Below are 25,520 nucleotides of genomic sequence, written 5' to 3'. Positions count from 1 at the left end.
AACCTCTGCCCGGGACGGCACCACGGCCCTAGGGTGTGTGACGCATCACTCTCGGGGTACCGCCGGAGACATCGTTCGGTGTACAACTGGTCACTCAATCCCTGAGGAGGGACCTTGAGCATCCTGGACCGGGTCGACCGTCCGAACTGGCAGAGGATCAGGACGGTCGCGGACAAGCTCACGACCCCCCTGCACCCCGACGACTACCTGAAGCTCGTCAACCCGCTGTGGTCGGCCCGCGAGCTCCGGGGACGGCTCGAGGACGTCGTCCAGGAGACCGACGACGCCTCCACCCTCGTCATCCGTCCGGGGTGGGGCTGGTCCTTCGACCACGAGGCCGGGCAGTACATCGGCATCGGCGTCGAGGTCGACGGCCGCATCCAGTGGCGCTCGTACTCGTTGACCTCCACGCCGCGCCGCCGCGGACGCCGCATCACCGTGACCGTGCGGGCGATGCCGGAGGGCCTGCTGTCGGGCCACCTCGCGCAGGGGATGAAGCCGGGGGCGATCGTCCGCCTGGCCGCGCCCGCCGGCGAGTTCGTGCTGCCCTCTCCCCCGCCGCCGAAGATCCTCTTCCTCGTCGGCGGCTCCGGGGTCACCCCGATGATGTCGATGCTCAAGACGATGGACCGGCGCGGCACCATGACCGACGTCCAGGTCGTCTACTCCAGCCCCACCCGTGAGCGGATGATCTTCCGCGAGGCCATCACGGCGCTCGCCGAGAAGCACGACTCGCTGCGGGTGCAGCTGCGCTTCACCGACGACGAGGGCATGTTCTCCCTCGACGAGCTCGACACCGTCTGCCCCGACTGGCGCGAGCGGGAGACCTGGGCCTGCGGCCCCGGACCCATGCTCGACGCGGCCGAGGAGCACTTCGGCAACCACGACGTCACCGACCACCTGCACCTCGAGCGCTTCACCCTCGAGCTGGGCGACAACACCGGCGAGGGCGGCACCGTCAGCTTCCAGAACTCCGGTAAGTCGGCCGAGGTCGACGGCTCCACCACGATCCTCGAGGCGGGCGAGGAGGCCGGGATCGGCATGCCCTACGGCTGCCGCATGGGCATCTGCCACACCTGCACCCTGACGCTCGTCTCCGGCTCGGTCACCGACGTCCGCAACGGCGACCAGTTCAACCAGCCCAACGAGCAGATCCAGACCTGCGTCACCGTCGCCAACGGCGACTGCACCCTCAACATCTGACCGCGCACCACCAGCCCCACCTCAACCAGCCCACCGCAAGGGAGCACGCATGGCTATCTCCGACGTCAAGGAGTACCTCCACCTCTCACCCGAGGACGTCGAGGCGATCGGCGCCGAGTTCGACGCCATCCGCAAGCGCATCGAGGAGTCGCGCAACGCGGACGACGCGGCGTACATCAAGCGGATGATCAAGATCCAGCGAGGCCTCGCCTTCGCCGGGCGGGTCACGCTGTTCGCCAGCCACAAGAAGCCCGCCTGGGCCGCCGGCGCCGCCATGCTCGGGATCGCCAAGATCCTCGAGAACATGGAGATCGGCCACAACGTCATGCACGGCCAGTGGGACTGGATGAACGACCCGGAGATCCACTCCTCCAACTGGGAGTGGGACACCGCGCAGCCGGCCGAGCAGTGGAAGCACAGCCACAACTACGTGCACCACCAGTTCACCAACGTGCTCGGCCACGACAACGACATCGGGTACGGCATCCTCCGCATGGCGCGCGAGCAGCGCTGGAACGTGTTCAACCTCGGTCAGCCGGTCTACAACGCGCTGCTGGCCGCCATGTTCCAGTGGGGCGTCGCCCTCCACGACCTCGACGTGGAGCGGATCCGGAAGGGCCAGAAGGACCCGAAGGAGATGAAGCGCCAGCTCAAGCAGATCTGGCGCAAGGGCCGCAACCAGTTCGTCAAGGACTACGTCGTCTACCCGGCGCTGTCCGGACCGAACTGGAAGACGACGATCACCGCGAACCTGGCGGCGAACTCGATGCGCAACTTCTGGTCCTACGTGATCATCTTCTGCGGGCACTTCCCCGACGGTGCGATGCACTTCACCGAGGAGGAGCTCGAGGACGAGACGCGCGCCGAGTGGTACCTGCGCCAGGTGCTGGGTGCCGCGAACTTCGAGGGCGGCGAGCTGCTCCACATCATGTCGGGCAACCTCGGCTACCAGATCGAGCACCACCTCTTCCCCGACCTGCCGTCCAACCGGTACGGCGAGATGTCGGTCGAGGTGAAGGAGATCTGCGAGCGGTACGGGATCCCCTACACGATCGGACCGCTGCACAAGCAGTACGGCCAGGCGCTGCGCACGATCATGAAGCTCTCGCTGCCCAACGGCATGACCGCGCCCGACGGCACCCCGCCGCCGGACGAGCTGCCCAAGCAGCGCAACAAGCGGAAGACGGACGCCGAGCGTCCCGGCCGCCGCAGCGAGCTGGGCGCGTGGTCGCGGAGCCGGACCGCGTGAGCTGGCGGCCGACCGTCGTGGACGGCGGCCGCGACCCCGGTGCGGTGACCTGGCCGGAGGAGCTGGCCGGGCGTCGTACCGACGAGGCGTCGGGGTTGCCGCTGCCGTTCGTGTGCGAGCACGACGACGGCAGCGGCGACCTCGCCCACCTCGCGAAGAAGCGGGTGCTCCAGTGCGCGCTCAGCCGGGTCTGCGCGGCCTGCGGGCTGTCGGGCCTGCCCAACCCGCTGCACCTGCTGGGCACGGAGACCGAGGTCGCCGACAACGGGTTCCGGCTGCCGCCGCTGCACGCCGAGTGCGCGGCGGCCGCCCGGGCCTGGACCTCCCTCGGCGTGCCCGTGCTCGGCCAGACCGAGGCGAGGCCCGCCTGGCGGCTGGTGCTGACCGGCGGCTTCGACCTGGACCGTCCCGACGGCACCGGTCACCCGGCGTACCCGACCTTCCGGCCGCACTCGGTCGTCGGGGTCACCGACCTGTAGCCGAGTCGGCCCGAACGCACGCCTATTGCGCGCCCAGTCGGCCCGAACGCACGCCTCCCGAGCGCCCAGTCGGCCCGAACGCACGCCTATTGCGCGCCCAGTCGGCCCGAACGCACCGAGCGCCGGGGTCTCGACAAGCTGGACCACCGGCGGTCGTGCTCGTCGAGACCAGTGGCCCGCCACGTCCGGGCCGACTCAGCGTCCCCTGGAAGTGCGTTCGGGCCGACTCGACGTCCGCTGGAAGTGCGTTCGGGCCGACTCGACGTCCCACAGCAGTGCGTTCGGGCCGACTCGACGCCCCACAGCAGTGCGTTGGGGCCGACTCGGCGTCCTAGCCTGAGCCCATGAGTCAGGTGCCGGCGGCGACGAGGGCGCTGCGGGTGCTGAGGTTCCTGGCGTCGCAGCCCGGGCCGGTGCCGGTGGACCGGGTCGCGAGGGCGTGCGACCTGCCGCGGAGCTCGGCGTACCACCTGCTCGGCGCCATGGCCGAGGAGGGTTTCGTCGTCCACCTGCCCGAGGACCGTTCGGTCGGGCTGGGGGTGGCGGCGTTCGAGGTGGGCAGCGGGTACGCCCGATCCGAGCCCCTCGCCCGCATCGCCCGGCGTCCGATCGCGGACCTCGCCGACGCCACCGGCCGCTCCGCGCAGCTGGCGGTGCTCCACGGCCGCGACGTCCTGTACGTCGTCCAGGAGCGCGCCCCGGGCCGCCCACCGCTGGTCACGGGCGTGGGGGTGCGCCTACCGGCGCAGGTCACGGCGAGCGGCCGCGCGATCCTCGCGGCCCTGCCGGCCGCGCAGGTGCGGGCCCTCTTCCCCGCCGCGGACGCGTTCGTCACCCGGGAGGGCCACGGCCCGTCCGGGCCGGCGGAGCTGCGGACCCTGCTCGCCGAGACCCGCCAGCGCGGCCACGCCGTCGAGCACGAGGAGGTCACCGCGGGGCAGGCCAGCGTCGCCGCCGCCGTGCTCGACCACACCGGCCACCCGGTCGCGGCCGTCGCCGTCACCGGGCCCGTCGAGGAGGACCCGACGCAGGACGTGGCCGCGACGGTCCGGGCCGCGGCGCTGCTGACGTCCCGCGTCGGGGGAGGCGCCCGCCCGACCCGGCCGGGCCCCTGAAGCACCCAGATCGGGGAGGACCCGGTCCCGGGACCGCGGGTAGCCTCGGACCAGACGACGAGGGGCGACCGGGATGGCCACACGCGCACCGACACCCGCCGCGGCACGGGGTGCCGCGGTCGGTCTCGTGACCGCCGCCGGTGCCGTCTGGGCGCACCACGCCTCGGGCGGGACGGTGGCCCTGCTGCCCGGTGCCGTCGCCGTCCTCGCCTCCGTGGCCGCGGGGATGCTGCTGGGCCGGGTCCGTCCGACCTCACCGTGGACCGCCCTCGCCCTGACGGTCGCCACCCAGGGCGCCTGGCACGTCCTCTTCACCACGTCCGCGTCGCCGCACGCCGCGATGGCCCACGGCTCGGGCGAGGTCATGCTCCTCACACACGTCGGCGCGGGGCTGACCAGCGCCGCCCTGGCCCTCGGGGCCGACCGCGCCCTGGTCCGGCTGGCGCGCGCCGCCCTCGACCGGTGGCGCGTCCCCCTGCCCGGCCTCCCGCCGTACGCCGTCCCCCGGCTCGCGGTCGCCGCCTCCGTGGCGGGTCCGCCGCGTCCGCCGGCGCCGGGCACCGCCCCCGTGCGCGGGCCACCGGCGGGGCGGACGACCCCGCCCCCGGCCCTCGCGTCCTGACACCACCGACGACGCAGGGCGGCTCGACCACCCACCCGCTCGGAGGACCCATGACCACCCACGCCCTGCGCCGTCCCTCGGCAGCGCTGGCCGCGCTCCTGCTCGCCACCCTGACCGCGCTCACCGCCCTGGCCGTCACGGCCCCGCCCGCCTCGGCCCACGCCGCCCTCGTCGGCGCCAACCCGGAGGACGGCGCCACCGTCGAGCGCCCGCCGACCGAGGTCGTCCTCGAGTTCAGCGAGGAGGTCTCCGAGCCCGCGTTCGTCTCGGTCACCACCGCCGACGGGATCGACGTCACCGGCGGGGCGGTCGCCGTGGACGGCGCCACCGTGACCCGTCCGCTGGCCGCCGCCGCGGCGGCCGGCGAGTACACGATCGCCTACCGCGTCGTCTCCGCCGACGGTCACCCGATCGAGGGCGAGACCACCTTCACCGCCTCAGAGCCCGCCGCGGCGCCCAAGGCCAGCACCCAGCCACGGGAGGACGCGACCGAACCCGCCCCGTCCGACGCCGCCACCGACGCCGCACCGTCGGACGAGCCCACCACCGCCGACACGGAGCCCGCGGCGAGCCAGACCGAGGAGTCCGACGAGGGCGGCGTCAGCACCACCGTCGTGGTGGTCGCCGTCGTCGCCGTCGTGGCGGTCGTCACCCTGCTCATGCTGGCGCGGCGCCGGGGGAACCGGACGCGGTGACCTCCACCGAGCCCCGCACCGGAACCCCGGAGGTCCTCGACGACCACGGGGACGCCGGAGCACGCCGCACGCAGGCGCTCGCCGCGCTCCTCGCGTCGGCCGGGGCGCTGGTGGTCCTGCTGCTCGTCGCCGGCGGGGCCCCCAGCCCCGCCCCGCCGGGACTCCCGGACCCGGGCCCGGTCGTCGGCTGGGCGCTGCCCGCGCTCGACCTGGTCGGGCAGCTCGTCGCCGTCACCGTGGTGAGCCTGCTGCTCGTGCCGCTGCTGACCCTCGTCACCCTGCGCGACCCGCTGTCGCGGACCCCGCGGGGCGGCGGACCGGTGCGGGCCGTCGTCCCGCTCGCGCTGCTGTGGGCGCTGGTCTCGCTGGCCCAGGCGGTCACGACGTACGCCGACCAGGTCGCCGTCCCACTCACCGGGCTGCGGCTCGCCGGGCTGCTGGACACCGCCGGGTCGTCGTCGCAGGTCCAGTCGCTGCTGGTGCAGGTCGTGCTCGCCCTCGTCGTCGCGGCGACCGCCCGGACGGCCTCGACGGCCGGCGGTGCAGTCGTGGCCCTGGTCCTCGCCCTGGCCGCCGTCGTCCCGCCCCTGCTGGTCGGCCACGCCGGCTCGGGGACCGGCGGCCACGGGACGGCCGAGGTGGCCCTGCTGTGGCACGTCCTCGGGGCGTCGGTCTGGGCCGGCGGGGTGGTCGCGCTGTGGTGGCACCTCCCCTCCCGCTCGAACGTCGCGGACCCCTCCCCCGCCGCGGACCGCGCCGCCGCCCGCTTCTCCGCCCTGGCGGCCTGGTGCTTCGGGGTCGTCGCCGTGTCCGGCGTCGTCTCGGCGCTGACCCGCGTCACGTCGCTCTCGGACCTCGCCACCGGGTACGGCGCCGGCGTCCTGGCCAAGACCGTCGTCCTCGGGTCGATCGGTCTCGTCGCGCTGCGGCTGCGGCGCCTCGTGCGCGCCTCCGACCGGCCCGGCCGGGCCTTCGCCGGCCTCGCCGGCATCGAGGTCACCCTGATGGCGACGGCGTTCGGGCTCGGCGCCGCCCTCGCCCGGACCCCCACGCCCCCGACCGGCGTCGTCACCCGCGCCGAGGCCCTCCTCGGTGGGCCGCTCCCCGACGCGGTGACCTTCGGGCGCCTGCTCTGGTCGTGGCAGCCCTCGGGTGTCGGGCTGAGCGTCGTCCTTCTGGGCGGCGTCGCCTACGCGGTCGGCGTACGACGCCTCGGCCGGCGCGGTGACCGCTGGCCGGTCGGTCGGACGCTGTCGTTCGCGTTCGGCCTGCTCCTGGTGCTGTGGGCGACCTCCGGCGGCCTCGGCGTGTACGCCGGCGTCCTGTTCAGCGCCCACATGGTCGCCCACATGGTGCTCTCGATGCTGGCGCCGATCTTCCTCGTCCTGGGCGCCCCCATCACCCTCGCCCTGCGCGCCCTGCCGGGGCCCGACGTCCCCGGCGGCACCGGACCCCGCCAGCTGCTGTCCCGCGCGCTGCGCTCCCGGGTCGCGGGCGTCGTCAGCCACCCCGTCGTCGTCGCCGGGATCTTCGTCGGCAGCCTGTACGTCGTCTACCTCGGCGGGCTGTTCGACGTCCTCATGGACCACCACCTCGGCCACGCCGCGATGGAGCTGCACTTCCTGCTCTCCGGCCTGCTGTTCTTCGAGATCCTCATCGGGGACTCCCCGATGAGGCGCCTGCCGCACGTCGCCCGCCTCGGGCTGCTGATGGTGACGATCGCGTTCCACGCGTTCTTCGCGGTCGCGGTGATGTCGAGCGAGCTGATCATCGGCGGCGACTACTACGAGGGCCTCGGGTTCTCCCGCGACCCGGCGTACGACCAGTACCTGGGCGGCTCCGCCACGTGGGCGCTCGGTGAGCTGCCGATGGTGCTGCTGGTCGTGGTGCTGCTGTTCCAGTGGTTCCGCGACGACGACCGCGAGGCCAAGCGCCGCGACCGCTCGGGCAACGCCGAGGCCGAGCTCGCGGCGTACAACGCGATGCTGGCGCGGGCCGCCGGGCGGGACGCCGCGTCAGAGCGCGACAGAACCTGAGACGACCGTCCTCGTCGCGCCGCCGACCCAGACGTCGTCGCCGACCTGCTCGACGACCACCCGCCCGTCACGGCCGATCGCGGTGCCCTGCCGGGCGACGTACGACGACGGCAGGACGCCCTCCTCGATCAGCCACACCGCGAACCCGGCGTTGAGGCTGCCGGTGACCGGGTCCTCGTCGACGCCGATGCCGCCCGCGAAGGCGCGGACCTCGACGTCGGCGGGTCCGCCGTCCGGGTGCGGGCCGAGGACGCCGAGCCGCAGCTCGCCCATCACGGTGGCGTCGGGCGTGATCGCCAGGACGTCGTCCGCGGAGGCCAGCCGGAGCCCGAGCCAGCCGGGTCCGTTGTCGATCCACGACGCGGCGACCAGGCGGTCCCGGGACACCCCGACCGCGGCCAGCGCCTGCTCCACGGTGGCGTCGTCGACCTCGCCGTGGCGCAGGAAGCCGGGTGCGGCGAACGACAGCCCCTCGCCGCGGCGCAGCGTCACCAGCCCGACGCCGCACTCCTGCACGACGGTGCCCTCGCCGCGCGGGGTCCCACCCGCCTCCAGCCAGGCGTGAGCGGTGCCGAGGGTCGGGTGGCCGGCGAACGGCAGCTCCCGGCCCGGCGTGAAGATCCGGACCCGGTAGTCGGCGGCCGGGTCGGTGGGGGTGAGGAGGAACGTCGTCTCCGACAGGTTCGTCCAGCTCGCGAACGCCTGTATCGTGTCGCCGTCCAGGCCGTCGGCGCCGTGGACGACGGCCACGGGGTTGCCGGTCAGCGGGCCCCGGCCGAAGACGTCCACCTCGGTGTAGGTCAGCACGGCAGCGACCATCTCACAGCGTCTCGACGACGCGCGCTCGCTGCGCTCGCGTGCTGCTCGACCGGCTGGGTGGGTGGGTGGGTGGGTGGGTGCGGGCTACCGCAGCCGCAGGTCCAGGCCCATAGTGAGGACGCCGGTCGTGGGCGGGAGACCGACGAGGCCGAGCAGCTGGGCGAGCAGCGGGGGGCCGTCGCCGCCGAGGAGGACCCCTGCCGCGGCGGCCGGGGACTGGCTGTTCTCGGGCTGCTGCAGCGCGGCGAGCGGCCCGGTGCGGGGGTAGGTCCGCACGTCGGCCCTCCGCCGGCTCACCGAGGCCAGCTCGCAGGCGACGTCGATCGCGCGCGACAGGCCGCCGAGCTCGTCGACGAGGCCGATCTCGGCCGCGTCGGCGCCGGTCCAGACGCGGCCGCGGGCGACCTCGCGGAGGTCGCCGACCGCCATGCCGCGGTCGCGGGCGGCCTTGGCGGTGAAGTCGTCGTACACGCGGTCGAGCCAGCCCTCGAGCCGCGCCCACTCCTCGTCGTCGAAGCCGCGGTCGGAGGAGAACATGTCGGCGTAGCGGCCGCCGGCGACGGTCTCCTGCGCCAGGCCGACCTTGTCGAAGGCCTCGCGGAGCACCTGCTTGCCGGCGAGCACGCCGATCGAGCCGGTGATCGTGCCGGCGCTGGCCAGCACCCGGTCGCACGGCATCGCGATGAAGTAGCCGCCGGACGCCGCGACGGAGCCCATGGACGCGACGACCGGGGTGCCGGCCTCGCGGAGCCGGTGGATCTCGCGGTGGACGGTGTCGGAGGCGGCGTACGAGCCGCCGGGGCTGTCGACCCGGAGGACGACGGCCTTCACGGCGTCGTCGCGGCCCGCCGCGCGGAGGGCCGCGGCGAGGGTGTCGGAGCCGACGCTCGGCCCACCCAGCGGGCTCGACGGGCCGGAGCGGCCGAGGTGGATCGCGCCGTGGGCGCCGACGATCGCGACGACGGGGTCACCGGAGGAGCCGGGCAGCGAGCCGGTGAGGTTCTCGACGACCGAGGACAGACCACCGGTGCCGGAGTACTTCTCCACGAACCTCAGCGCCACCGACCCGGCCGCGACGGCGTCGGGCCCGGCGCCGAGGTCGTCGTACACCTCGTCGCGGTAGCCGATGCGGTCGACCAGGCTGCGCTCCAGGGCCTCGTCGGCGGTGAGCGGGCCGGCCTCCAGCGCGGCCCGGACGGCCTCGCGGGTCAGCCCGCGGGAGGTGGCCACGTCGGCGACGAGGGTGTCGGTCGCGGAGGTGACCAGGCGCGTCGTCATCTCCCGGACCGGCTCCGTCATCGCGGTGCGCAGGAACGTGTCGGCCGCGGACTTGTACTCATGGCGCTGCGCCAGCTGCGGCTCCACGCCGACCTTGTCGAGGACGCCGCGCAGGAAGGTCGCCCGCGCGGACATCCCGACCAGCCCGACGTCCCCGCTGGGCTGGACCCAGACCTCCTCGAACGCGCTCGCCAGGTGGTACGGCGTGTTGCCGGGCCCGAGCTCGCCGTACGCCTCGGACCAGACGACGGTCCGCTTGCCCGCCTCCCGCAGGACGCCGACGGCCGCGCGCAGCTCGGCCGACTGCGCCAGCGTGGGCTCCCAGGTGCCGAGGTGGCAGACCAGGCCGACCACGTCGTCGTCGGCGGCCGCCTCCTCGAGGGCCTTCACCACCGACCGCAGGGACGGGGTGCGGATCGAGCGCAACGCCTCCAGCGGGGAGGCGGGCGGGGTCTCGGTGACGCCGCGGCCGAGCTCGAGCTCCAGGAGGACGCCGGGGCCGCCGCCCACCAGGGTGCGCAGCCGGCCGGACAGTCGGGACGTCAGCGCTGTCGGGAGAGCCATGGACCCACGCTAGCGGCGTGTGTGCGAGGCCACGCCTGGCAGAAGTTACCCACGGGTAGTGTGTGTGGGTACCGGATCGGTGCCTGACGCCCGCGCAGACCGTCCCTAGGCTGCGCGAGTGCCCACCCGCCGCGGAGGGCCGGCTGGGAGCAGAGGAGAGACCCCCGCATGCTGCAGATCGTCGCCATCGTCGTGTCGTTGGCCATCACGGTCGTCGGGATCGCGCTCTTCGTGCGCGCGATCCAGGAGATCCTCGGCGTGATCCGCGCCGGCCAGCCCGCGATGTCGCGCACGGACAACCCGGGCGCCCGCACCGTGACCCTGTTGAAGGAGTCGCTGGGCCACACGCGGATGCTGCAGTGGGGCGTCGTCGGCGCCGCCCACTGGATCGTCTTCGTCGGCTTCGGCCTGCTGTTCTTCACGCTGCTGACGGCGTTCGGGCAGCTCTTCGACGCCCACTTCGCGCTGCCGCTCATCGGCCACTTCCCGCCGTACGAGTGGGCCTCCGAGGCCTTCACGTGGCTGATGACGTTCGCGATCATCGGCTTCATCGCCTACCGCGCGACGCGGCCGAAGGAGCGCGTGCGCGGCGCCCGTGGGCGGTTCTACAAGTCGACCATGTGGCAGGGCTACTTCGTCGAGGGCGTCATCCTCGGCGTCGGCCTGTGCATCATCACGCTGCGCGGCCTCGAGTACGCGCTGTTCACCACCGACGACCCCGAGCTGGCCTCCCCGCTGCACTTCCCGCTGACCTTCTGGCTGGGCGAGCTGTTCTCCGGGCTGTCGACCTCGACGCTCGAGAACCTCATCTACCTCGTCGCGATGCTGAAGATCGTCATCTCGTTCACCTGGATGATCGTCCTCGCGCTGAACACGACGATGGGCGTCGCCTGGCACCGCTTCACCGCGTTCTTCAACATCTGGTTCAAGCGCGAGTCCTCCGGCCGGACGGCGCTCGGCGCGGTCAAGCCGCTGACCAACGCGGGCCAGCGCGTCAGCCTCGACGACATCGAGGAGCTCGACGAGGACGCGTCCCTGGGCGTCGGGAAGATCGAGGACTTCTCCTGGAAGAACATCCTCGACTTCACCTCGTGCACCGAGTGCGGCCGCTGCCAGAGCCAGTGCCCGGCGTGGAACACCGAGAAGCCGCTGAACCCCAAGCTGATCATCACCCAGCTGCGCGACCACGCGTACGCGCAGGCGCCGTACCTCCGCGCCGCCGAGGGTGACCGCGAGGCCCTCCTCGCGGGCAGCGACACGCTGACCCAGGAGGTCGAGCGTCCGCTCATCGGCGACGAGGCGGCGTACGGCGTCATCGACCCGGAGGCGCTGTGGTCGTGCACCTCGTGCGGCGCCTGCGTGCAGCAGTGCCCGGTCGACATCGAGCACGTCGACCACATCATCGACATGCGTCGCCACGCGATCCTCGTCGAGAACAACTTCCCCGCCGAGCTGAACCAGCTCTTCAAGGGGATGGAGAACAAGGGCAACCCCTGGAACCAGTCGCCCAAGGCGCGCCTGGACTGGGCCAAGGGCCTGGACTTCGACGTCCCCGTCGTCGGTGAGGACATCGAGGACCTCGACTCCGTCGAGTGGCTCTTCTGGGTCGGCTGCGCCGGCGCGTACGAGGACCGCGCCAAGAAGACCACCCGCGCCGTCGCGGAGCTGCTCCACATGTCGGGCACGACGTTCGGCGTCCTGGGCAACGGCGAGACCTGCACCGGGGACCCGGCGCGACGGGCGGGCAACGAGTTCGTCTTCCAGGGCCTCGCGACGCAGAACGCCGAGACGCTGACCGAGGCGAAGGCCAAGAAGGTCGTCTCCACCTGCGCCCACTGCTTCAACACGCTGAAGAACGAGTACGCCGAGTTCGGCGTCGAGCTCGAGGTCGTCCACCACACGCAGCTGCTCAACCGCCTCGTGCGCGAGGGCAAGCTGACACCGGTCAAGGACGGCGCCGGCGCGGCCAAGCGCTCGATCACCTACCACGACCCCTGCTACATCGGCCGCCACAACGGCGTCTACTCCCCGCCGCGCGAGCTCCTGCAGGTGCTGCCCGGCGCGAAGATGGCCGAGATGGAGCGCAACTCCGAGCGCTCGTTCTGCTGCGGCGCCGGTGGTGCCCGCATGTGGATGGAGGAGAACACCGGCGAGCGGATCAACATGAACCGCACGGCCGAGGCCGTCGGGACCGGCGCCGACCAGATCGCCGTCGGCTGCCCCTTCTGCCGCGTGATGCTCTCCGACGGGCTGACGATGATGCAGTCGAAGGGCGAGGCGCGCGAGGAGGTCGAGGTCCTCGACGTCGCGCAGATGCTGCTAGCGTCGGTGAAGGGCCAGCCCGCCACCAAGGCCCTCGCCGGGACCACCGCCAAGGCCGCGAACACCCCCGCCCCCGCCGCCCGCGCCGACGAGGCGACCCGCGACGAGCCCGCCCCGGACGACGACACCCAGTCCGCCGGCACCATCACCGAGACCTCGGACGCCGGCCCGCTGGCGAAGGCGTCCGGCGGCACCTCGCTGTTCGACGACCCGGCCCCGGCGGAGAAGACCCCGACGTCCTCGCAGGGCGACGCGCCCGCGGAGGAGGCCAAGGCCGCCACCCCGGCGTCGTCCGGCGGTTCGCTGTTCGACGTCGCGGCGCCGGCGGAGGCCGAGCCGGAGCCGGAGCCCGAGCCGGAGCCCGCTGCGACGGCGGAGCCTGCGCCGTCGTCCGGGGGGTCGATGTTCGACATCCCCGCGCCGACCGAGCCTGAGCCGGCTGCTGAGAAGGCCGCTGAGAAGGCCGCTGAGGAGCCCGCCGAGTCGGCGGGGTTCGGTGGGTCGATGTTCGACATCCCGGCTCCCGCGGAGCCGGAGCCGGAGCCGGCTGCGAAGGCCGAGCCGGAGCCGGCCGCCGAGGAGCCCGCCGAGGAGCCCGCCGAGGAGTCCGCCGAGCCGGCAGGCTTCAGCGGCGGGTCGCTGTTCGACATCGCGGCCCCGGCCGAGCCCGAGCCGACGGCGAAGGCGGAACCCGAGCCGGAGCCTGAGCCCGAGCCGTTGCCGAAGGCCGAGAAGCCCGCGGAGCCCGTCGACTTCAGCGGCGGGTCCCTCTTCGACATCCCCGCGCCCACCGCGGAGGCCGAGGCGGTCGCCGAGGAGCAGGAGTCCGTGGACCCCGAGCCCACCGCCCCGTCGGGCGACGAGGTCAGCCAGGCAGCCACCGCCCTCACCGCCGACGCCGACCCCGAACCCGAGCCGGAGCCCGAGTCCGAGCCCGAGCCCGAGAAGAAGCCGAGCTCGAACGGCGAGGCCAACCAGCCGAAGACGAACGTCGACCTCGGCGGCTCCCTCTTCGACATCTAGGCGGCGAAGTGTGGTGGATCGTCTGAACCTGGTTCGGACGATCCACCACAGTTCTCGCACTTCAGGGGCTCGACCCCCAGCAGCGCGGCGATCTTGACCGCCGTGGCGCACGCGCGCGGCAGGACCTGCCCGTAGCCGAGTCGGACAGTGCGTAGTCCGTCCAGGGCGGCGTCGAGGTCCCGCTCCATGTCACGGTCCCGGGCGTGGGCCGTCGAGTGGAACAGCCGCCCGTCCAGCTCCACCACCAGTCCGTGCCGCGGGTAGAGCACGTCCCGCAGCATCGGCCGACCCGCCCGGTCACGAGCGGGCGCCTGCAGCACGCCGCGCGGGAGGCCGTGCGCCCGCTCCACCCGGCGGCGGTAGGCACGCTCAAGGACCGAGCAGGTGCCCGCCTCGACGTCCTCGAGGATCTGCTCGAGCAGGAGTCGCCGGTGCATCCGCGGGGACGCGTCCATCGCCGACCGCAGGCGGCTCGCCGTGGTGCGCCGGCCACCGCAGGCCTCGGCCAGCCACCCGACGGCGGCCATCTCCGTGCGCGCCCGGTCCGCCATCTGCAGGACAGCGGCCTCGTAGGCCAGCACCGGAGGGTGCCGCTGCCAGCGGGCCCACTCGTCGAGGCGGTCCACCCGACGGACGCTGACGCCCTCGGGCTCCTTCACGTGGCGGCCGCGCTCGACCGCCACGGCGATCAGGTGCTCCGGGAGCTCGAGCCGCCCCGGGCCCTCGGCCGCGCGGATGGCCGAGTGACGGTCGAGCACCGCGGGCCAGCACGCCAGCACCGCGGCCCAGGCCCGCTGCAACCACGTCAGCGGCCCTGTGTGCGTCACGTACACGCCCGGGTGGACCGTCACCCACTCGCGCCGCCGCACCCTGCGCTCCACGGCGGTCGAGGTCATCCCCGCCTCCAGCGCCTGGCGGCGCGCGAGGACGCCGTCCTGCAGGTCGATGAGGTCCAGGAGACCGGGCGGCAGCGGGATCATGCCCGGGTCCTCCCCCGACGCCCGGGCGGCGAACCCACCCCACTCCGGGCCTGTGGAGAACCCCGGACTCAGCCCTTCATCGCGACGCCCTCGCGCCAGTAGCCCATGAAGGCCACCTGCGAGCGGTCGACGCCGAGGTCCTTGACCAGGTGGCGACGCAGGCCGGTGACGACCTTGGCCTCGCCGGCGATCCAGGCGTAGAGGCCGGAGAAGGGCCCGTCGGCGGAGGTGTCGGCGACCTCGGGGGTGTCCCAGACGAGCTCCTCGACCTCGTCGTCCTCCAGCTGCGGCGGGGCCTGGCGCCAGTCGTCCTCCCCGAGCCGGCGGAGGGTGGCGCCCCACAGCTTCGCGCCGCGCTCGGCGCCGTCGCGGGGCAGCCACTCGACGTCCACGCCCTCGGGTCCGCGGAGGTCGTCGAGCACGTCGCCGGAGGTCGGCACCTCGAGCAGCACGCAGCCGCGGGCGTCGGCGGGGAGGTCGCGCAGGATGCCGTACGCCGCGGGGACGGCGGTCTCGTCGCCGACGACGAGGACCCGCTCGGCGTCACCGGGGGCGAACTCGATCCCGCCCCACGCCGCGTCGCGGCGGGGGCCGACGACGACCGCCTCGGAGCCCGGTACGGCGGCCAGCGCCCACGCGTTGCCGGGACCGGTCGGGCCGTGCTCGTGGACGACGATGTCGACGACCACCTGCCGGTCCGCGCCCTCGCCGAGGACGTCACGGGGGGTGTAGGTGCGCATCGACCCGCGCTGGTCCTCGGGCAGGGCCAGCCAGGCGGCGTACCAGTCGCTCGCCGGGTCCAGCGGCGGCAGCGTGCCCGCGGCGCCGGGGAAGATCAGCTTGATGCGCTGGTCGAGCATCGGGCCGGTGGTGCCGAAGTCCGCCAGCGCCTCCCCGCCGAGCCAGACGCGGACGAACGAGGGGCTCACCCGCTCGGCCCGTCGTACGATGACCCGGTCGACGACGCTGCGGGGTTCCTCGACCGTCCCGGTGCTCATGTTAGGTGACCCTAACTTACGGCCGACGAGCCGCTCAACCCGCTCGCCCGGACCTACGCTCCAGCGGTGACGACCAAGCGGGAGCGCAAGCAGCAGCGCAAGCAGAGGGTGAGCGAGCACCTGCAGGCGCGGGCCGCGGCGCGGCGTCGGTCCCTGCTGGTCACGCTGACGAGCCTGGCCGTCGTGGTCGCCGGCCTGGTCGCGGTCGTCGGGACCTCCGACCTCGACGCCGGGACCGGCCCGCCGGCGTGGCTCGTCGTCGCCACCGCGGCCGCGACCCTCGCCCTCGCGGGCGTGCTGCTCGCGCGGCGGCGTACGGCCGAGGCCTGGCAGCGGGCCCGCGTGACCACCGGCGCCGTCGGGGTGGCGGTCGTCGGCGTCGCCCTGCTGGTCTCCCAGGCGCTCGCGACCTGGGGCTCCGGGGACGCCGCGGCGTTCGCGGCGCTCGGCACCGCCGTGCTCGTGCTGGTCGCCGCACTCCTCCTGGCGCGCTTCCTCGTGCGACCCGGCAGGAGCTCGGGCAGCAGCGGCAACAGCACGTCGGACCTGATGAACGACGTCTCGCAGGTCCTGGACTAGGTCCGGGGCCGGACCCGGGGCTAGATCTGCGTGCGCAGGAAGTTCGCCGAGGAGCGCGAGGGGGTCGGGCCGCGCTGGCCCTGGTAGCGCGAGCCGTACTTCTCCGAGCCGTACGGGTGCTCGGCCGGCGAGGAGAGCCGGAAGAAGCAGAGCTGGCCGATCTTCATGCCGGGCCAGAGCTTGATCGGCAGGTTCGCGACGTTGGCGAGCTCGAGCGTCACGTGGCCGGTGAAGCCGGGGTCGATGAAGCCGGCGGTCGAGTGGGTGAGCAGCCCGAGGCGGCCCAGCGAGGACTTGCCCTCGAGGCGCGCGGCGACGTCGTCCGGCAGCCGCACCGACTCGTACGTCGACCCGAGGACGAACTCGCCCGGGTGCAGGATGAACGGCTCGTCACCGATGCAGCTCACCTCGCGGGTGAGGTCCGGCTGGTCCTCGGCGGGGTCGATGTGCGGGTAGCGGTGGTTCTCGAAGGTCCGGAAGATCCGGTCGAGCCGCACGTCCACCGACGACGGCTGCACCATCTCCGGGTCCCACGGGTCGAGGACGATCCGACCCTCGTCGACCTCGGCGCGGATGTCGCGATCGCTCAGCAGCACGCGCCGACCCTACCGACCCACGGCGGCGGTCTCGTCCGTGACCACGACGGTCACCGGCATCGCCGCGATCGCCGTCAGGTCCGCGCCGAGCCCGGCCGGGTCCTGGACGGACGCCGCGACCTCGACCCGCAGCCCGGAGGAGTCGGCGCAGGAGTCGACCGCCGTCCAGGCGTCGTCCCCGGACGCCAGGGCACTGCCGACCAGGGCGAGGCCGCTGGCGATGTCGCTGGCGGAGTACGCCGTCGGGGCGACGACGACCTCGACGCCGTCGGGTCGCGGGCCGGCGAGGTCACGGACGACCGGCGGCACGGGGTCGCGCCAGTAGAGGACGACCCGGTCCGCAGCGGCGACGGTGTCGCCGGCGTACCCGGGCAGGCGGCGGGTCTCGTCGCGCAGGTCGGCGAGGACGGCGCCCGCGGGGCCGGCGTCCGGCCCGACGAGGTCGCCCTGCTCGGCCGGGCACACGGCGTCGCCGGCGAGGAAGCCGTCCGGGTCGGGCGCGGCCTGCGCCGAGGGCAGGGCGGGAGCGGTGGTCACGAGGCGGTCGACGATCCCGGGCGCGAGCACGACCCCCGCCACCGCCAGGACGGCAGCGAGCACGGTGAGGCGGGTGCGCCACTCGGACGACGCCACCCGGTCGGGGTCCACGCGTCCAGGGTCTCAGTCGGGGTGCACGACCGCCAGGGCCGCGGACAGGTCGTGCAGCGCCGCCAGGACCTCCGCGGCGCGATCGGGACCGAGCTCGGCGACCAGGGCGCGCGCCGCGGCGGCGTGCTGCGGCGCGATCCGTCGTACGGCGTCGACGCCGGCGCGTTCGGGCACCAGCAGCTTCGCGCGGCGGTGGGCGGGGTTGTCCTCCCATCGCGCCAGGCCGCGGCCGACCAGCAGGTCGGCGATGCGCTGGACGCTCTGCCGCGTCAGGCCCATCGCGCGGGCGACGCCGGAGACGGTGTCGGGGGTCTCGTGGACGGCGCCGAGCACCTGCCACCAGGCGGCGGTCAGGCCGGCGGGCCGGGCGAGGTCCTCGGCGAGCGCGAGCACCTGGGAGCTGAGCCGGAACGTCGTCAGCGCGACGTCGGAGAGGACGGCGGGCTCGTCGCTCACGCGCCCGCCATCGCCATCAGCTCGTGGAAGCCGGCGGGGTCGCGGTCGCCGTACAGCTTCAGCCAGGAGTCGACCATCGGCTCGGGGTGGCTGCCGAGCGTCCGGAACACCTCGGCGGCGAAGTGGGCGGGCGCGATGCCGGTGGCGGTGACGACGCCGCGGTCGGTGACCGCGGGGGCGTCGACGTGCAGCGCGCCGCCGGCGTACCCCGAGGAGGCGAGCCAGCCGGCGTCGTTGCTGGTGTGACGGCGGTCGTCGAGCAGGCCGGCCGCGGCCAGGGCCCACACGGCGCCGCAGATCGCGGCGACGGGGACGCCGGCGGCGACGAACCGGCGGGCGGCCTCGACCACGCCCTGCGTCTCGGGCTCGGCCCACGTCTCGCCGCCGGGCAGCACGAGCATCGCGCTGTCCGTGGGGTCGAGGTCGGCGAGCGCGAGGTCGGCCGCGATCCGCAGCCCGCCCATGGTGGTGACGGGGCCGCCGTCGGCGCTGACGGTCACGACGCGGAGGTCGGCGCCGCCCTGGGTCAGGTGGGCGGTCAGGAAGCCGATCTCCCAGTCGGCGAGGGTGTCGACGAGGGCGAGGTGCAGGTGTCGTGTGGTCGTCCGCTTCATGACAGGAGACTGTCATGATTGACAGAATGCTGTCAAGAGGAGGATGGACGCATGGTCACGCGCTTCGTCGCCCTCGGCGACTCCTTCACCGAGGGCGTCGGCGACCCCGACCCGAGCCGCCCCAACGGGCTGCGCGGGTGGGCCGACCAGGTCGCCGAGGCGCTCGCCGTCCACGAGCAGGGGCTGCGGTACGCCAACCTCGCCATCCGCGGCCGCAAGCTCGACCAGGTCGTCGCCGAGCAGCTCGACCCTGCGGTCGCGATGGCTCCCGATCTCGTGACGATCTACGCGGGGGCGAACGACATCCTGCGGCCCTCGGTGGACCTCGACGCCCTCGTCGCGCGGTACGACGACGCGCTCGGCCGGCTCGCCGCCACCGGGGCGAGGCTGCTGGTCTGGACGGCGTTCGACCCGGGCGGCTCCGCGGTCTACCGACCCGTCCGGGGGCGGTTCGCCCTCTACAACGAGCTCGTCCGTGAGGTGGCCGAGGGCCGGGGCGCGTCCCTCGTCGACTTCTGGCGGCTGCGCGACTACCGGGACTGGCGGATGTGGGACGCCGACCGGATGCACATGAGCCCCGCCGGCCACCGGCGGATGGCCGTCGAGGTGCTCGACGTCCTCGGCGTCCCGCACGACCTGACGGCGCTCGAGCTGCCCGACGCGTCCTCGCCCACCCGTCGCGAGGCCGTGACGGCCGACCTGAGCTGGGCCCGCTCGCACGCCGTCCCCTGGGTGCAGCGGCGCCTGACCGGCCGTTCGTCGGGCGACACGGTGACCGCGCGCCGTCCCACCCTGGAGCCGGTCGTCACCCGGGTCGAGTAGCATCGCCTGCGACCCGTCAGGGTCGTGCGGACGTAGCTCAGTTGGTAGAGCGCGACCTTCCCAAGGTCGATGTCGCGAGTTCGAGTCTCGTCGTCCGCTCCATGTCCAGCAGTGAGACCGGCAGCGAGACCCGCACCGAGGCCACCCGTCTGATCCCGGCGGACCCGGCCGCGATCTTCGCCGTCCTGTGCGACCCGCAGGGCCACGTCGCGATCGACGCGACCGGGATGCTGCAGGACGCCACCGGCTCGCCGGTGACCGCGGCGGGCGACACGTTCGTCGTCCACATGGATCGCGAGGCGCTCGGCGACCGGCCCGACATGGGGCGGTACGACGTGGACGTCACGATCCGCTCCTTCGAGCCCGACCGGCGGATCTCCTGGTCCATCGTCGGCACCGTCAGGCCCGGCATCGGGCACGTGTTCGGCTACGAGCTGGAGCCGGCGCCGGAGTCCGACGGGGGCGGGACGCGCGTGACGTCGTACTGCGACTGGAGCGAGGCGCGCGACGACTGGAAGCACGTCTTCCCGATCGTCACCACCACCGCCCTGCGCGGCACGCTCGGCATCCTCGACCGGACCGTGCGCCGGGGCTACCCGCGGGCCGCCGGCTCCTGAGGCGCACCGCGTGAGTTTCGCCGGCTTCCCGGTCGCCGCCCTCGACTTCTACGACGACCTCGAGGTCGAGAACACCCGCGCGTTCTGGGAGCAGCACCGCGCGACGTACGACGAGTCGGTGGCCGCGCCGATGCGGGCGCTGTGCGACGAGCTCGCCGGGGAGTTCGGCGCGGCGAAGATCTTCCGTCCCTACCGCGACGTGCGGTTCGCGAAGGACAAGACGCCGTACAAGACCCACCAGGGGGCGTTCGTCGCCGCCGGGCCGTCGTGCGGCTGGTACGTGCAGGTCGGTGCCCCCGGCGTCCGGGTCGGCGGGGGTTTCTACCAGGCGGAGGCCCCGAACCTGGCCCGCATCCGCGACGCCATCGACCTGGACCACTCCGGGCGCGAGCTCGAGCGGATGCTCACCTCGCTCGAGGCGTACGGCTTCGAACGGTCCGGGGAGCGCTTGAAGACGACGCCCCGCGGCTGGTCGGCCGACCACCCCCGGATCGACCTGCTGCGCCACAAGTCGCTGGCCATGGGCCGCTCGTACGGCTTCGAGCCCGTCATCCACACCCCCGAGCTCGCCGACCGCGTCCGCGAGGACTGGCGCCGCCTCCGCCCCCTCGTCGCGTGGGTCGCGGAGCGGCTCGAGGCCCTGGGCTAGCTGCCGAGTCGGCACGTCTGCGCACCTCAGACGGCTCGAGTCGGCACGTCTGCGCACCCCAGAGGCCTCGAGTCGGCACGTCTGCGCGCCTCAGAAGGCTCGAGCCGGCGCGGGTGTGCGGCGTGGGTGGCGCGTACGACGGTCTCGACGAGCTCGACCACCGGTGGTCGAGCTTGTCGAGACCCTGACCTGCTGTCCGGTGCGCAGACGTGCCGACTCGACCCCCTACAGCTGCGCAGACGTGCCGACTCGACCCCGTACAGCTGCGCAGACGTGCCGACTCGGCCGACCGGCCTAGTCCCGGACGAGCGGCTCCGCGCTGCCCGCGAGGAGGACCTCGGTGGGTGGGGCGGGGACGTCGGGGACGACGGTGCAGTCGGCGGCGGGGACGTCGCAGGCGACGAGGTCGCCGTCCGGTACGACGCCCGCGACGGTCTCGTCGTCGACCCACCGCACCACGCGGACGTCGCCGGGGAGGTCGAGGTCGGCGGTGAGGCGGCGGCCGTCGGGACTGCTGAGCCGCGGGTCGGCGGCGACGCGGTCGACGGCACGGGCGGGACGGCTGCGGCCCGTGGCCAGGTCGAGCACGCGGGGCCCGCGGAAGGTGGTGACGTGGAGCGTGACGTCCGTCAGCCGGTCCGCGACCAGCCCCGTGTCGGGTGGGAACGGCGAGGTGCGCTCACCGGTCGTGACGTCGTACAGGACGAGGCCGAGCCGGACCTGGCGCTCGGCCGTGTCCAGCTCGTTCCACGCCAGCCACCGCCCGTCGGGTGAGGCGACGGGTCCCGAGGCGTCCCCGGCGAGCTCGACCGGCTCGCCGGACCCGTCGTCGAGCAGCAGCGGGGAGCCGAGCGGGTTCCCGTCCTCGGTGGACGACGGCTCCGTCACCGGCAGGTAGGCGACGCCCTCGACCGTCTCGGCGAACCACGTGACCTCGCTGTCGAGCACCCGCTCGGCACCGCTGGCGAGGCGGACCCGGTCGCCGCTGGCCCACGCGACGCCGGGAGCGCCGTCGCCGGACGGCGGATCGTCGCCACCGCAGCCGACCGCGACGGTGGCGAGCAGCAGCAGGCCCGCGACCGCTCTCGTCCTCATGGGGTGGAGGTACCCGCCCCCTACTCGTGCTCGGGCAGCACCGGGCTCGAGATCCCCTGGTCGCGGCCGATCTGCGTCGCGCGGGCGACGCTGGTCTGGCCGAACCGGTCGCGGACGGCGTCGAGCGCGGTGTCCAGCGACGCCTGCGACGGGTCCACCTCGTCGTCGGTGGACAGCTCCAGCTGCTCCCCCACCCCGACGGCCAGGTTGGAGAGCGACAGCCCGAGCAGCGTCAGCCCCTTCTCGGTGATCCGCGGCTGCTCGGCGGCCAGCAGCGAGCGGGCCACCGCCAGCAGCGTCGTCGTACGACGGGTGGGCACGGGCAGCGTGTGCGATCGGGTGGCGCGCGTGAAGTCGCCGTACCGCAGCCGCAGGACGACCGTCCCGGTGTCCCGGTCCCCGCCGCGGAGCCGCCGGGCCAGGCGGTCGACGATGCCGGCGAGGATGACGTCGAGCTCCTCGGGGCTGCGCGCCCGTCTCCCGAGGGCGCGCTGAGAGCCGATCGAGCGACGGCTGGGGCCCGACGAGACCGAGCGCGGGTCGCGGTGGCGGACCAGCGCGTGCAGGTGGCGTGCCGCGGCCGGGCCGACGGTCGCCGAGAGCGTCGACTCGTCGAGCGCGAGCACGTCGGCGACCGTCGCGAGGCCGAGCCGGTGCAGCTTGGCCGCGGTCTTCTCCCCCACCCCCCACAGGCGCTCGACGCGCAGCGGGAGCAGGAAGGCGTCCTCCCCGTCGGGTGGCACGAGGCGGATGCCGTCCGGCTTGGCGCTGCCGCTGGCGACCTTCGCGAGGAACTTCGTGCGGGCGATCCCCACGCTCACCGGCAGGCCCGCCTCGGCGCGGACCCGCCGTCGCAGGACGGCGGCGACCTGGACGGGGGTGCCGACGCTGCGGCGCAGGCCGCCGACCTCCATGAAGGCCTCGTCGATCGAGACCGGCTCGACCAGCGGGGTGGTGTCGCGGAAGACCGCGAAGACCTCCTTGCTGGCCGCCGAGTAGGCGTCCATCCGGGCGGGGACGACGAGGGCGTCGGGGCAGAGCCGCAGCGCCTCGCGCCCGCCCATCGCCGTCCGGACCCCGCAGGCGCGGGCCTCGTAGCTCGCAGCGAGCACGACTCCCCCGCCCACGATCACGGGCCGGCCCCGCAGGCGCGGGTCGTCGCGCTGCTCGACCGAGGCGTAGAACGCGTCGAGGTCGGCGTGGAGGATCGTCGCCTCGCCGGTCTCCGCCTCCACGTCACCCAGGTTCCCACCGCGCACCGACACCGTCGCCCTCCGCACGGGACCCGGTTGTCCACAGGCGCCGTCTCGGTCCGGCCACTTCTCCACACCCCCCTGTGGATAACTCGTTCGCGGAGGCATCCACCCCGGGTCAGACCGTCGTCGCCCGCTGTTCACCCGCCCCGCCGACGCTGGCGGCATGGCCCGCCGTACCGCCTTCCTGTGCCTCGGCCTCCCGGGCGCCCTCGGCGCCGGGACGGTCGCCGACCTGCTCGGTGAGCACGCCGACTCGCTGTCCGTCGCCGGGCACCGCATCGCCGCGACGCCCGGGACGAGCCGCCGCGCGGTGTGGGAGCTCACCCGAGACGCCGCCGCCCTGGACACCGCCGGCCTGACCCGCCGCGACGTCGAGGGCACGTGGGAGGGCGTGTGGCGCGACGCCTACCGCTCCCGCCCGCGCAACGCCGTCCTCGCGGAGGACGGCTTCGCCGCGGCCACCCCCGACCAGGTGGCTCTGACGCTCGACGCCCTCGCCGGCTTCCAGGTGCACCTCGTCGTGGTCGCCGCCGACCCCGCCGACCTCCTGGCCCGCGCCTGGACCGACGCCGTGGCCCAGGGGCGGCCGATGCCGCTGCTGCGGTTCCGCGACCGCCTCCAGGCGTCCGCGCCGCACCACGAGCAGGCCCGCCGCTGGTGGTCCGCCCACCGCCTCACCGACCTGCTCGAGCGCTGGGGCGCCCACGTCCCGGCCGAGCGCGTCCACGTGATCGTGGCCTCCGGCGACGAGCGCCACCGCGTCCAGCAGGTCGGGCGCGCGCTGGGCACCCTGCTCGGCACCCGCGCGATGCTCGGCACCCTGGCCACGACCACCACCACGCCGCCCCGCGCCCTGCCGTCGACGGTCCTGGCGGCGATGCGCACCGAGGGGCGCGACCAGGCCGAGGCGCTCCGCGCGTCGTCGTACGACGTCCACGGCGACCCCGCGGACCTCGTCGCGCCGCTCCCCGGCACCGCCGAGGAGGAGGCCGCGTCCCTGGCCGACCTCAGCCCCGACGACCGCCTGCACCTCGCCGGGGACGCCCTCGCCGACGCGCTGGCGCAGGTCGAGGGCCTGCGGCGGGAGAACGCGCGGCTCAGGGTGGGTGCCCAGGAGTCGACCCGCCGCCGACTCCTGCCTCACCGGGTCTCGACCCGCTGACGCGCGCTCGACCTCGCAGCCTCGCGGGCTCCGCTGTCGTCAGTGACTCAGTGGGGCGCCCAGGCGTCCTCGTCGGCGGTCCGCTTGGTGACCGCCTCCGGGAGCTCGCCGGCGGAGAGCTGCTCGATGCTCACCTGCTCGAAGACGTCGCGCAGGGAGCGGCGCGCCGCGATCCAGACGTGCTGGAGGACCTCGGCGGACTCGTTGTAGGTCACGGCCTCCGGGCGCAGCCCGTAGACCGAGACGAGCGGCCCGTCGACGGCGCGGATCACGTCCGCGACCGAGACGTCACCGGGCTTGCGGGCCAGCCGCCACCCGCCGGACTGGCCGCGCTGGGACACGACGATCCCCGAGCGGCGCAGGTCGGCCAGGATCGCCTGGAGGAACCCGTGGGGGATCTCCTGGCGGCGGCCCAGCTCCTCGGCACTGACGGGGCGGCTGCCGTCGCTGCGCGTCATCTCGATCAACGCCCGCAGTGCGTAGTCGGCCTTTGCTGAGACGCGCATGGCCCAAGTCTGTCAGAGAAGTCGAGCCGACCAGTCGAGGAACTCGCCAAGGCGCGACAGGGCCCGGGACGCGGAGGCTCAGGAGGCGGCGTACGCCTCCTCGAGACGCGCGGTCTCGCGGGCCACGCGCTCCTGCTTGACGGCCCAGGTGATGCCGACGACCCAGAGGACGGCGAGGAAGGCCAGGCCGGACCAGAGGCTGAGGCCGGAGGCGCCGGCGGCCTCGGAGAGGGTCTTGACGTTGGTGAGGACGATCAGGCCACCGGCCGCGACGCCGAGGACGCGGGCGGCGAGGTGCTTGACCAGCCATGCGGCGATCGGGGCGGCGATCACGCCTCCGACGAGGAGCGCGATGGCGTACTCCCACGGGATGCCCTGCGAGCCGAGCGCCAGGATGAAGCCGAGCGAGCCGCCGATCGCGACGACGAACTCCGAGGTGTCGATCGAGCCGACGACCTTGCGGGGCTCGAGGCGACCCGAGGAGAGGAGGGACGTCGTCCCGACCGGACCCCAGCCGCCGCCGCCGATGGAGTCGAGCGCGCCGCCGAAGAGACCCATCGGGGCGAGGAAGAACACCGAGGGCCGCGACTTGAACTGCGGACGGCGGCCACCGAGGCGCAGGAAGCGGTAGATCACGTAGACGCCGAGGCTGAACAGGATGAAGGCGACGAGGGGCTTGGCGGCGTCGCCGTCCAGGTTCGACAGGAACGTCGCACCGGCGAAGGCGCCGATGAAGCCGGGCGCCGCGAGGATCCCGACGGTGCGCCAGTCGACGTTGCCGAACTTGGCGTGCGAGACGCCGGAGACCAGCGACGTGCCGATCTCGGAGAAGTGCACGGCGGCCGAGGCCGCGGCCGGCGCGATGCCGACCGCCAGCAGGATCGTGGTGGAGGTGACGCCGTACGCCATCCCCAGCGAGCCGTCGACGAGCTGCGCGAGCAGTCCGACGACCGCGACGACGATGATCTTGCGCATGGGGGAGTTCCTTCGGGTCTCGTCCGATCGGCGGGTCCCGAGGCCGCAAAGTTGATCGGTTGGGTCAAGTTACTGACTTAGTAGAGATTGACGACATGAGCGATGTCAACTTCGGCGGGGGCGGCGGCGTGTCGGCGAGGTCTTGCCGCGAAGTTACTGACG

General features: G+C 74.0%; 25 protein-coding genes and 1 tRNA gene. 14 read left to right on the top strand and 12 right to left on the bottom strand.

Going from position 1 to position 25,520, the window contains the following annotated elements:
* The first annotated feature begins 114 nt into the window (after positions 1 to 114).
* The 7 genes from Q0858_RS11055 to Q0858_RS11025 all read left to right on the top strand — a co-directional run bounded on the left by Q0858_RS11055 (position 115) and on the right by Q0858_RS11025 (position 7,399).
* Positions 115 to 1,203, top strand: coding sequence for a ferredoxin reductase (locus tag Q0858_RS11055; RefSeq protein WP_299053964.1), 1,089 nt, complete (start codon positions 115 to 117; stop codon positions 1,201 to 1,203).
* A 49-nt stretch (positions 1,204 to 1,252) separates the two neighbouring features.
* Positions 1,253 to 2,452, top strand: coding sequence for an acyl-CoA desaturase (locus Q0858_RS11050; RefSeq protein WP_299053962.1), 1,200 nt, complete (start codon positions 1,253 to 1,255; stop codon positions 2,450 to 2,452).
* Positions 2,449 to 2,931 carry a hypothetical protein gene (locus Q0858_RS11045; protein WP_299053960.1) on the top strand — a complete coding sequence of 161 codons (483 nt, stop codon included), beginning with the start codon at positions 2,449 to 2,451 and terminating at the stop codon, positions 2,929 to 2,931. Before Q0858_RS11050 ends, Q0858_RS11045 begins: the two co-directional genes overlap by 4 nt.
* A gap of 344 nt (positions 2,932 to 3,275) precedes the next feature.
* Complete coding sequence (locus tag Q0858_RS11040) at positions 3,276 to 4,046, top strand: IclR family transcriptional regulator (protein ID WP_299053957.1); 771 nt, start codon at positions 3,276 to 3,278, stop codon at positions 4,044 to 4,046.
* 73 nt (positions 4,047 to 4,119) lie between these two features.
* A complete protein-coding gene (locus Q0858_RS11035; protein WP_299053954.1) occupies positions 4,120 to 4,668 on the top strand; it encodes a hypothetical protein in 549 nt (182 codons plus the stop codon).
* A gap of 50 nt (positions 4,669 to 4,718) precedes the next feature.
* Positions 4,719 to 5,363 carry a copper resistance protein CopC gene (locus Q0858_RS11030; RefSeq protein ID WP_299053951.1) on the top strand — a complete coding sequence of 215 codons (645 nt, stop codon included), beginning with the start codon at positions 4,719 to 4,721 and terminating at the stop codon, positions 5,361 to 5,363.
* The gene (locus tag Q0858_RS11025) at positions 5,360 to 7,399 is read left to right on the top strand and encodes a cytochrome c oxidase assembly protein (protein ID WP_299053949.1); all 2,040 of its coding nucleotides are present in this window, start codon (positions 5,360 to 5,362) and stop codon (positions 7,397 to 7,399) included. The genes Q0858_RS11030 and Q0858_RS11025 overlap by 4 nt, the downstream gene beginning before the upstream one ends.
* On the opposite strand, the gene Q0858_RS11020 is transcribed toward Q0858_RS11025, so the two are convergent.
* Positions 7,379 to 8,218: a PhzF family phenazine biosynthesis protein gene (locus Q0858_RS11020; protein WP_299053946.1), complete on the bottom strand. Its 840-nt coding sequence runs from the start codon at positions 8,216 to 8,218 to the stop codon at positions 7,379 to 7,381. The two genes, Q0858_RS11025 and Q0858_RS11020, sit on opposite strands and share 21 nt — an antisense overlap.
* Before the next feature lie 84 nt (positions 8,219 to 8,302).
* Positions 8,303 to 10,060, bottom strand: coding sequence for a signal peptide peptidase SppA (gene sppA / locus Q0858_RS11015; RefSeq protein ID WP_299053944.1), 1,758 nt, complete (start codon positions 10,058 to 10,060; stop codon positions 8,303 to 8,305).
* A 168-nt stretch (positions 10,061 to 10,228) separates the two neighbouring features.
* Here sppA and Q0858_RS11010 point away from each other — a divergent pair, with 168 nt between their 5' ends.
* Positions 10,229 to 13,405, top strand: a complete 3,177-nt coding sequence (locus Q0858_RS11010; protein WP_299053941.1) for a heterodisulfide reductase-related iron-sulfur binding cluster — start codon at positions 10,229 to 10,231, stop codon at positions 13,403 to 13,405.
* On the opposite strand, the gene Q0858_RS11005 is transcribed toward Q0858_RS11010, so the two are convergent.
* Positions 13,402 to 14,385 (bottom strand): hypothetical protein, encoded by a 984-nt coding sequence (locus tag Q0858_RS11005; RefSeq protein WP_299053938.1) that lies wholly within the window; start codon positions 14,383 to 14,385, stop codon positions 13,402 to 13,404. The two genes, Q0858_RS11010 and Q0858_RS11005, sit on opposite strands and share 4 nt — an antisense overlap.
* Positions 14,386 to 14,453: 68 nt before the next feature.
* Complete coding sequence (locus Q0858_RS11000) at positions 14,454 to 15,383, bottom strand: siderophore-interacting protein (protein ID WP_299053935.1); 930 nt, start codon at positions 15,381 to 15,383, stop codon at positions 14,454 to 14,456.
* A 66-nt stretch (positions 15,384 to 15,449) separates the two neighbouring features.
* Between Q0858_RS11000 and Q0858_RS10995 the strand changes: the two genes are divergently transcribed.
* A complete protein-coding gene (locus Q0858_RS10995) occupies positions 15,450 to 15,962 on the top strand; it encodes a hypothetical protein (protein WP_299053932.1) in 513 nt (170 codons plus the stop codon).
* 20 nt (positions 15,963 to 15,982) lie between these two features.
* On the opposite strand, the gene dcd is transcribed toward Q0858_RS10995, so the two are convergent.
* Genes dcd through Q0858_RS10975 form a run of 4 tightly spaced genes read right to left on the bottom strand, consistent with a single transcriptional unit; the run spans position 15,983 to position 18,276 of the window.
* Positions 15,983 to 16,558: a dCTP deaminase gene (gene dcd / locus Q0858_RS10990; RefSeq protein WP_299053929.1), complete on the bottom strand. Its 576-nt coding sequence runs from the start codon at positions 16,556 to 16,558 to the stop codon at positions 15,983 to 15,985.
* A gap of 9 nt (positions 16,559 to 16,567) precedes the next feature.
* Positions 16,568 to 17,206 (bottom strand): hypothetical protein, encoded by a 639-nt coding sequence (locus Q0858_RS10985; protein ID WP_299053927.1) that lies wholly within the window; start codon positions 17,204 to 17,206, stop codon positions 16,568 to 16,570.
* Between the two features lie 12 nt (positions 17,207 to 17,218).
* Positions 17,219 to 17,662, bottom strand: coding sequence for a helix-turn-helix domain-containing protein (locus Q0858_RS10980; RefSeq protein WP_299053925.1), 444 nt, complete (start codon positions 17,660 to 17,662; stop codon positions 17,219 to 17,221).
* Positions 17,659 to 18,276 (bottom strand): DJ-1/PfpI family protein, encoded by a 618-nt coding sequence (locus tag Q0858_RS10975; protein ID WP_299053922.1) that lies wholly within the window; start codon positions 18,274 to 18,276, stop codon positions 17,659 to 17,661. Before Q0858_RS10975 ends, Q0858_RS10980 begins: the two co-directional genes overlap by 4 nt.
* Before the next feature lie 51 nt (positions 18,277 to 18,327).
* On the opposite strand from Q0858_RS10975, the gene Q0858_RS10970 reads away from it, so the two are divergent.
* From Q0858_RS10970 to Q0858_RS10955, 4 genes are all read left to right on the top strand, one after another.
* Positions 18,328 to 19,098, top strand: a complete 771-nt coding sequence (locus Q0858_RS10970; protein ID WP_299053919.1) for an SGNH/GDSL hydrolase family protein — start codon at positions 18,328 to 18,330, stop codon at positions 19,096 to 19,098.
* A gap of 26 nt (positions 19,099 to 19,124) precedes the next feature.
* Positions 19,125 to 19,200, top strand: a tRNA-Gly gene (locus tag Q0858_RS10965).
* Entirely contained in the window at positions 19,200 to 19,715 is a 516-nt protein-coding gene (locus Q0858_RS10960) for a polyketide cyclase (RefSeq protein WP_299053916.1), read from the top strand. The genes Q0858_RS10965 and Q0858_RS10960 overlap by 1 nt, the downstream gene beginning before the upstream one ends.
* A 10-nt stretch (positions 19,716 to 19,725) precedes the next feature.
* Complete coding sequence (locus Q0858_RS10955) at positions 19,726 to 20,364, top strand: DUF2461 domain-containing protein (protein ID WP_299053913.1); 639 nt, start codon at positions 19,726 to 19,728, stop codon at positions 20,362 to 20,364.
* A 294-nt stretch (positions 20,365 to 20,658) separates the two neighbouring features.
* Here the strand turns inward: Q0858_RS10955 and Q0858_RS10950 are convergent, their stop codons facing one another.
* Both Q0858_RS10950 and dinB read right to left on the bottom strand, forming a co-directional pair.
* Positions 20,659 to 21,459, bottom strand: a complete 801-nt coding sequence (locus tag Q0858_RS10950) for a hypothetical protein (protein WP_299053910.1) — start codon at positions 21,457 to 21,459, stop codon at positions 20,659 to 20,661.
* Positions 21,460 to 21,479: 20 nt separating this feature from the next.
* On the bottom strand, positions 21,480 to 22,694 hold the full coding sequence (dinB, locus tag Q0858_RS10945) for a DNA polymerase IV (RefSeq protein ID WP_299053908.1): 1,215 nt from the start codon (positions 22,692 to 22,694) through the stop codon (positions 21,480 to 21,482).
* 184 nt (positions 22,695 to 22,878) lie between these two features.
* Here dinB and Q0858_RS10940 point away from each other — a divergent pair, with 184 nt between their 5' ends.
* Entirely contained in the window at positions 22,879 to 23,877 is a 999-nt protein-coding gene (locus tag Q0858_RS10940) for a hypothetical protein (protein WP_299053905.1), read from the top strand.
* 47 nt (positions 23,878 to 23,924) lie between these two features.
* On the opposite strand, the gene Q0858_RS10935 is transcribed toward Q0858_RS10940, so the two are convergent.
* Together Q0858_RS10935 and Q0858_RS10930 are read right to left on the bottom strand one after the other, a co-directional pair.
* Positions 23,925 to 24,383 (bottom strand): Rrf2 family transcriptional regulator, encoded by a 459-nt coding sequence (locus Q0858_RS10935; RefSeq protein WP_299053902.1) that lies wholly within the window; start codon positions 24,381 to 24,383, stop codon positions 23,925 to 23,927.
* 78 nt (positions 24,384 to 24,461) lie between these two features.
* Positions 24,462 to 25,358, bottom strand: coding sequence for a sulfite exporter TauE/SafE family protein (locus Q0858_RS10930; RefSeq protein WP_299053900.1), 897 nt, complete (start codon positions 25,356 to 25,358; stop codon positions 24,462 to 24,464).
* Between the last annotated feature and the right edge of the window lie 162 nt (positions 25,359 to 25,520).

The organism is uncultured Nocardioides sp. (assembly GCF_947489365.1).
GTDB lineage: Bacteria > Actinomycetota > Actinomycetes > Propionibacteriales > Nocardioidaceae > Nocardioides.
Note: the sequence above shows the minus strand (reverse complement) of the source record. Positions and strands in the feature narration are given on the sequence as shown.

Bases quoted from the DNA above. Each gene is read 5' to 3' on its own strand.
- Q0858_RS11010 (WP_299053941.1), top strand. From the start codon at position 10,229: ATGCTGCAGATCGTCGCCATCGTCGTGTCGTTGGCCATCACGGTCGTC.
- Q0858_RS10970 (WP_299053919.1), top strand. From the start codon at position 18,328: ATGGTCACGCGCTTCGTCGCCCTCGGCGACTCCTTCACCGAGGGCGTC.
- sppA (WP_299053944.1), bottom strand. From the start codon at position 10,060: ATGGCTCTCCCGACAGCGCTGACGTCCCGACTGTCCGGCCGGCTGCGC.
- Q0858_RS10950 (WP_299053910.1), bottom strand. From the start codon at position 21,459: ATGAGGACGAGAGCGGTCGCGGGCCTGCTGCTGCTCGCCACCGTCGCG.
- Q0858_RS11040 (WP_299053957.1), top strand. From the start codon at position 3,276: ATGAGTCAGGTGCCGGCGGCGACGAGGGCGCTGCGGGTGCTGAGGTTC.
- Q0858_RS10940 (WP_299053905.1), top strand. From the start codon at position 22,879: ATGGCCCGCCGTACCGCCTTCCTGTGCCTCGGCCTCCCGGGCGCCCTC.
- Q0858_RS10975 (WP_299053922.1), bottom strand. From the start codon at position 18,276: ATGAAGCGGACGACCACACGACACCTGCACCTCGCCCTCGTCGACACC.
- Q0858_RS11050 (WP_299053962.1), top strand. From the start codon at position 1,253: ATGGCTATCTCCGACGTCAAGGAGTACCTCCACCTCTCACCCGAGGAC.
- Q0858_RS11030 (WP_299053951.1), top strand. From the start codon at position 4,719: ATGACCACCCACGCCCTGCGCCGTCCCTCGGCAGCGCTGGCCGCGCTC.
- Q0858_RS11035 (WP_299053954.1), top strand. From the start codon at position 4,120: ATGGCCACACGCGCACCGACACCCGCCGCGGCACGGGGTGCCGCGGTC.
- Q0858_RS10960 (WP_299053916.1), top strand. From the start codon at position 19,200: ATGTCCAGCAGTGAGACCGGCAGCGAGACCCGCACCGAGGCCACCCGT.
- Q0858_RS11020 (WP_299053946.1), bottom strand. From the start codon at position 8,218: ATGGTCGCTGCCGTGCTGACCTACACCGAGGTGGACGTCTTCGGCCGG.
- Q0858_RS10930 (WP_299053900.1), bottom strand. From the start codon at position 25,358: ATGCGCAAGATCATCGTCGTCGCGGTCGTCGGACTGCTCGCGCAGCTC.
- Q0858_RS11000 (WP_299053935.1), bottom strand. From the start codon at position 15,383: ATGAGCACCGGGACGGTCGAGGAACCCCGCAGCGTCGTCGACCGGGTC.
- Q0858_RS11005 (WP_299053938.1), bottom strand. From the start codon at position 14,385: ATGATCCCGCTGCCGCCCGGTCTCCTGGACCTCATCGACCTGCAGGAC.
- Q0858_RS10935 (WP_299053902.1), bottom strand. From the start codon at position 24,383: ATGCGCGTCTCAGCAAAGGCCGACTACGCACTGCGGGCGTTGATCGAG.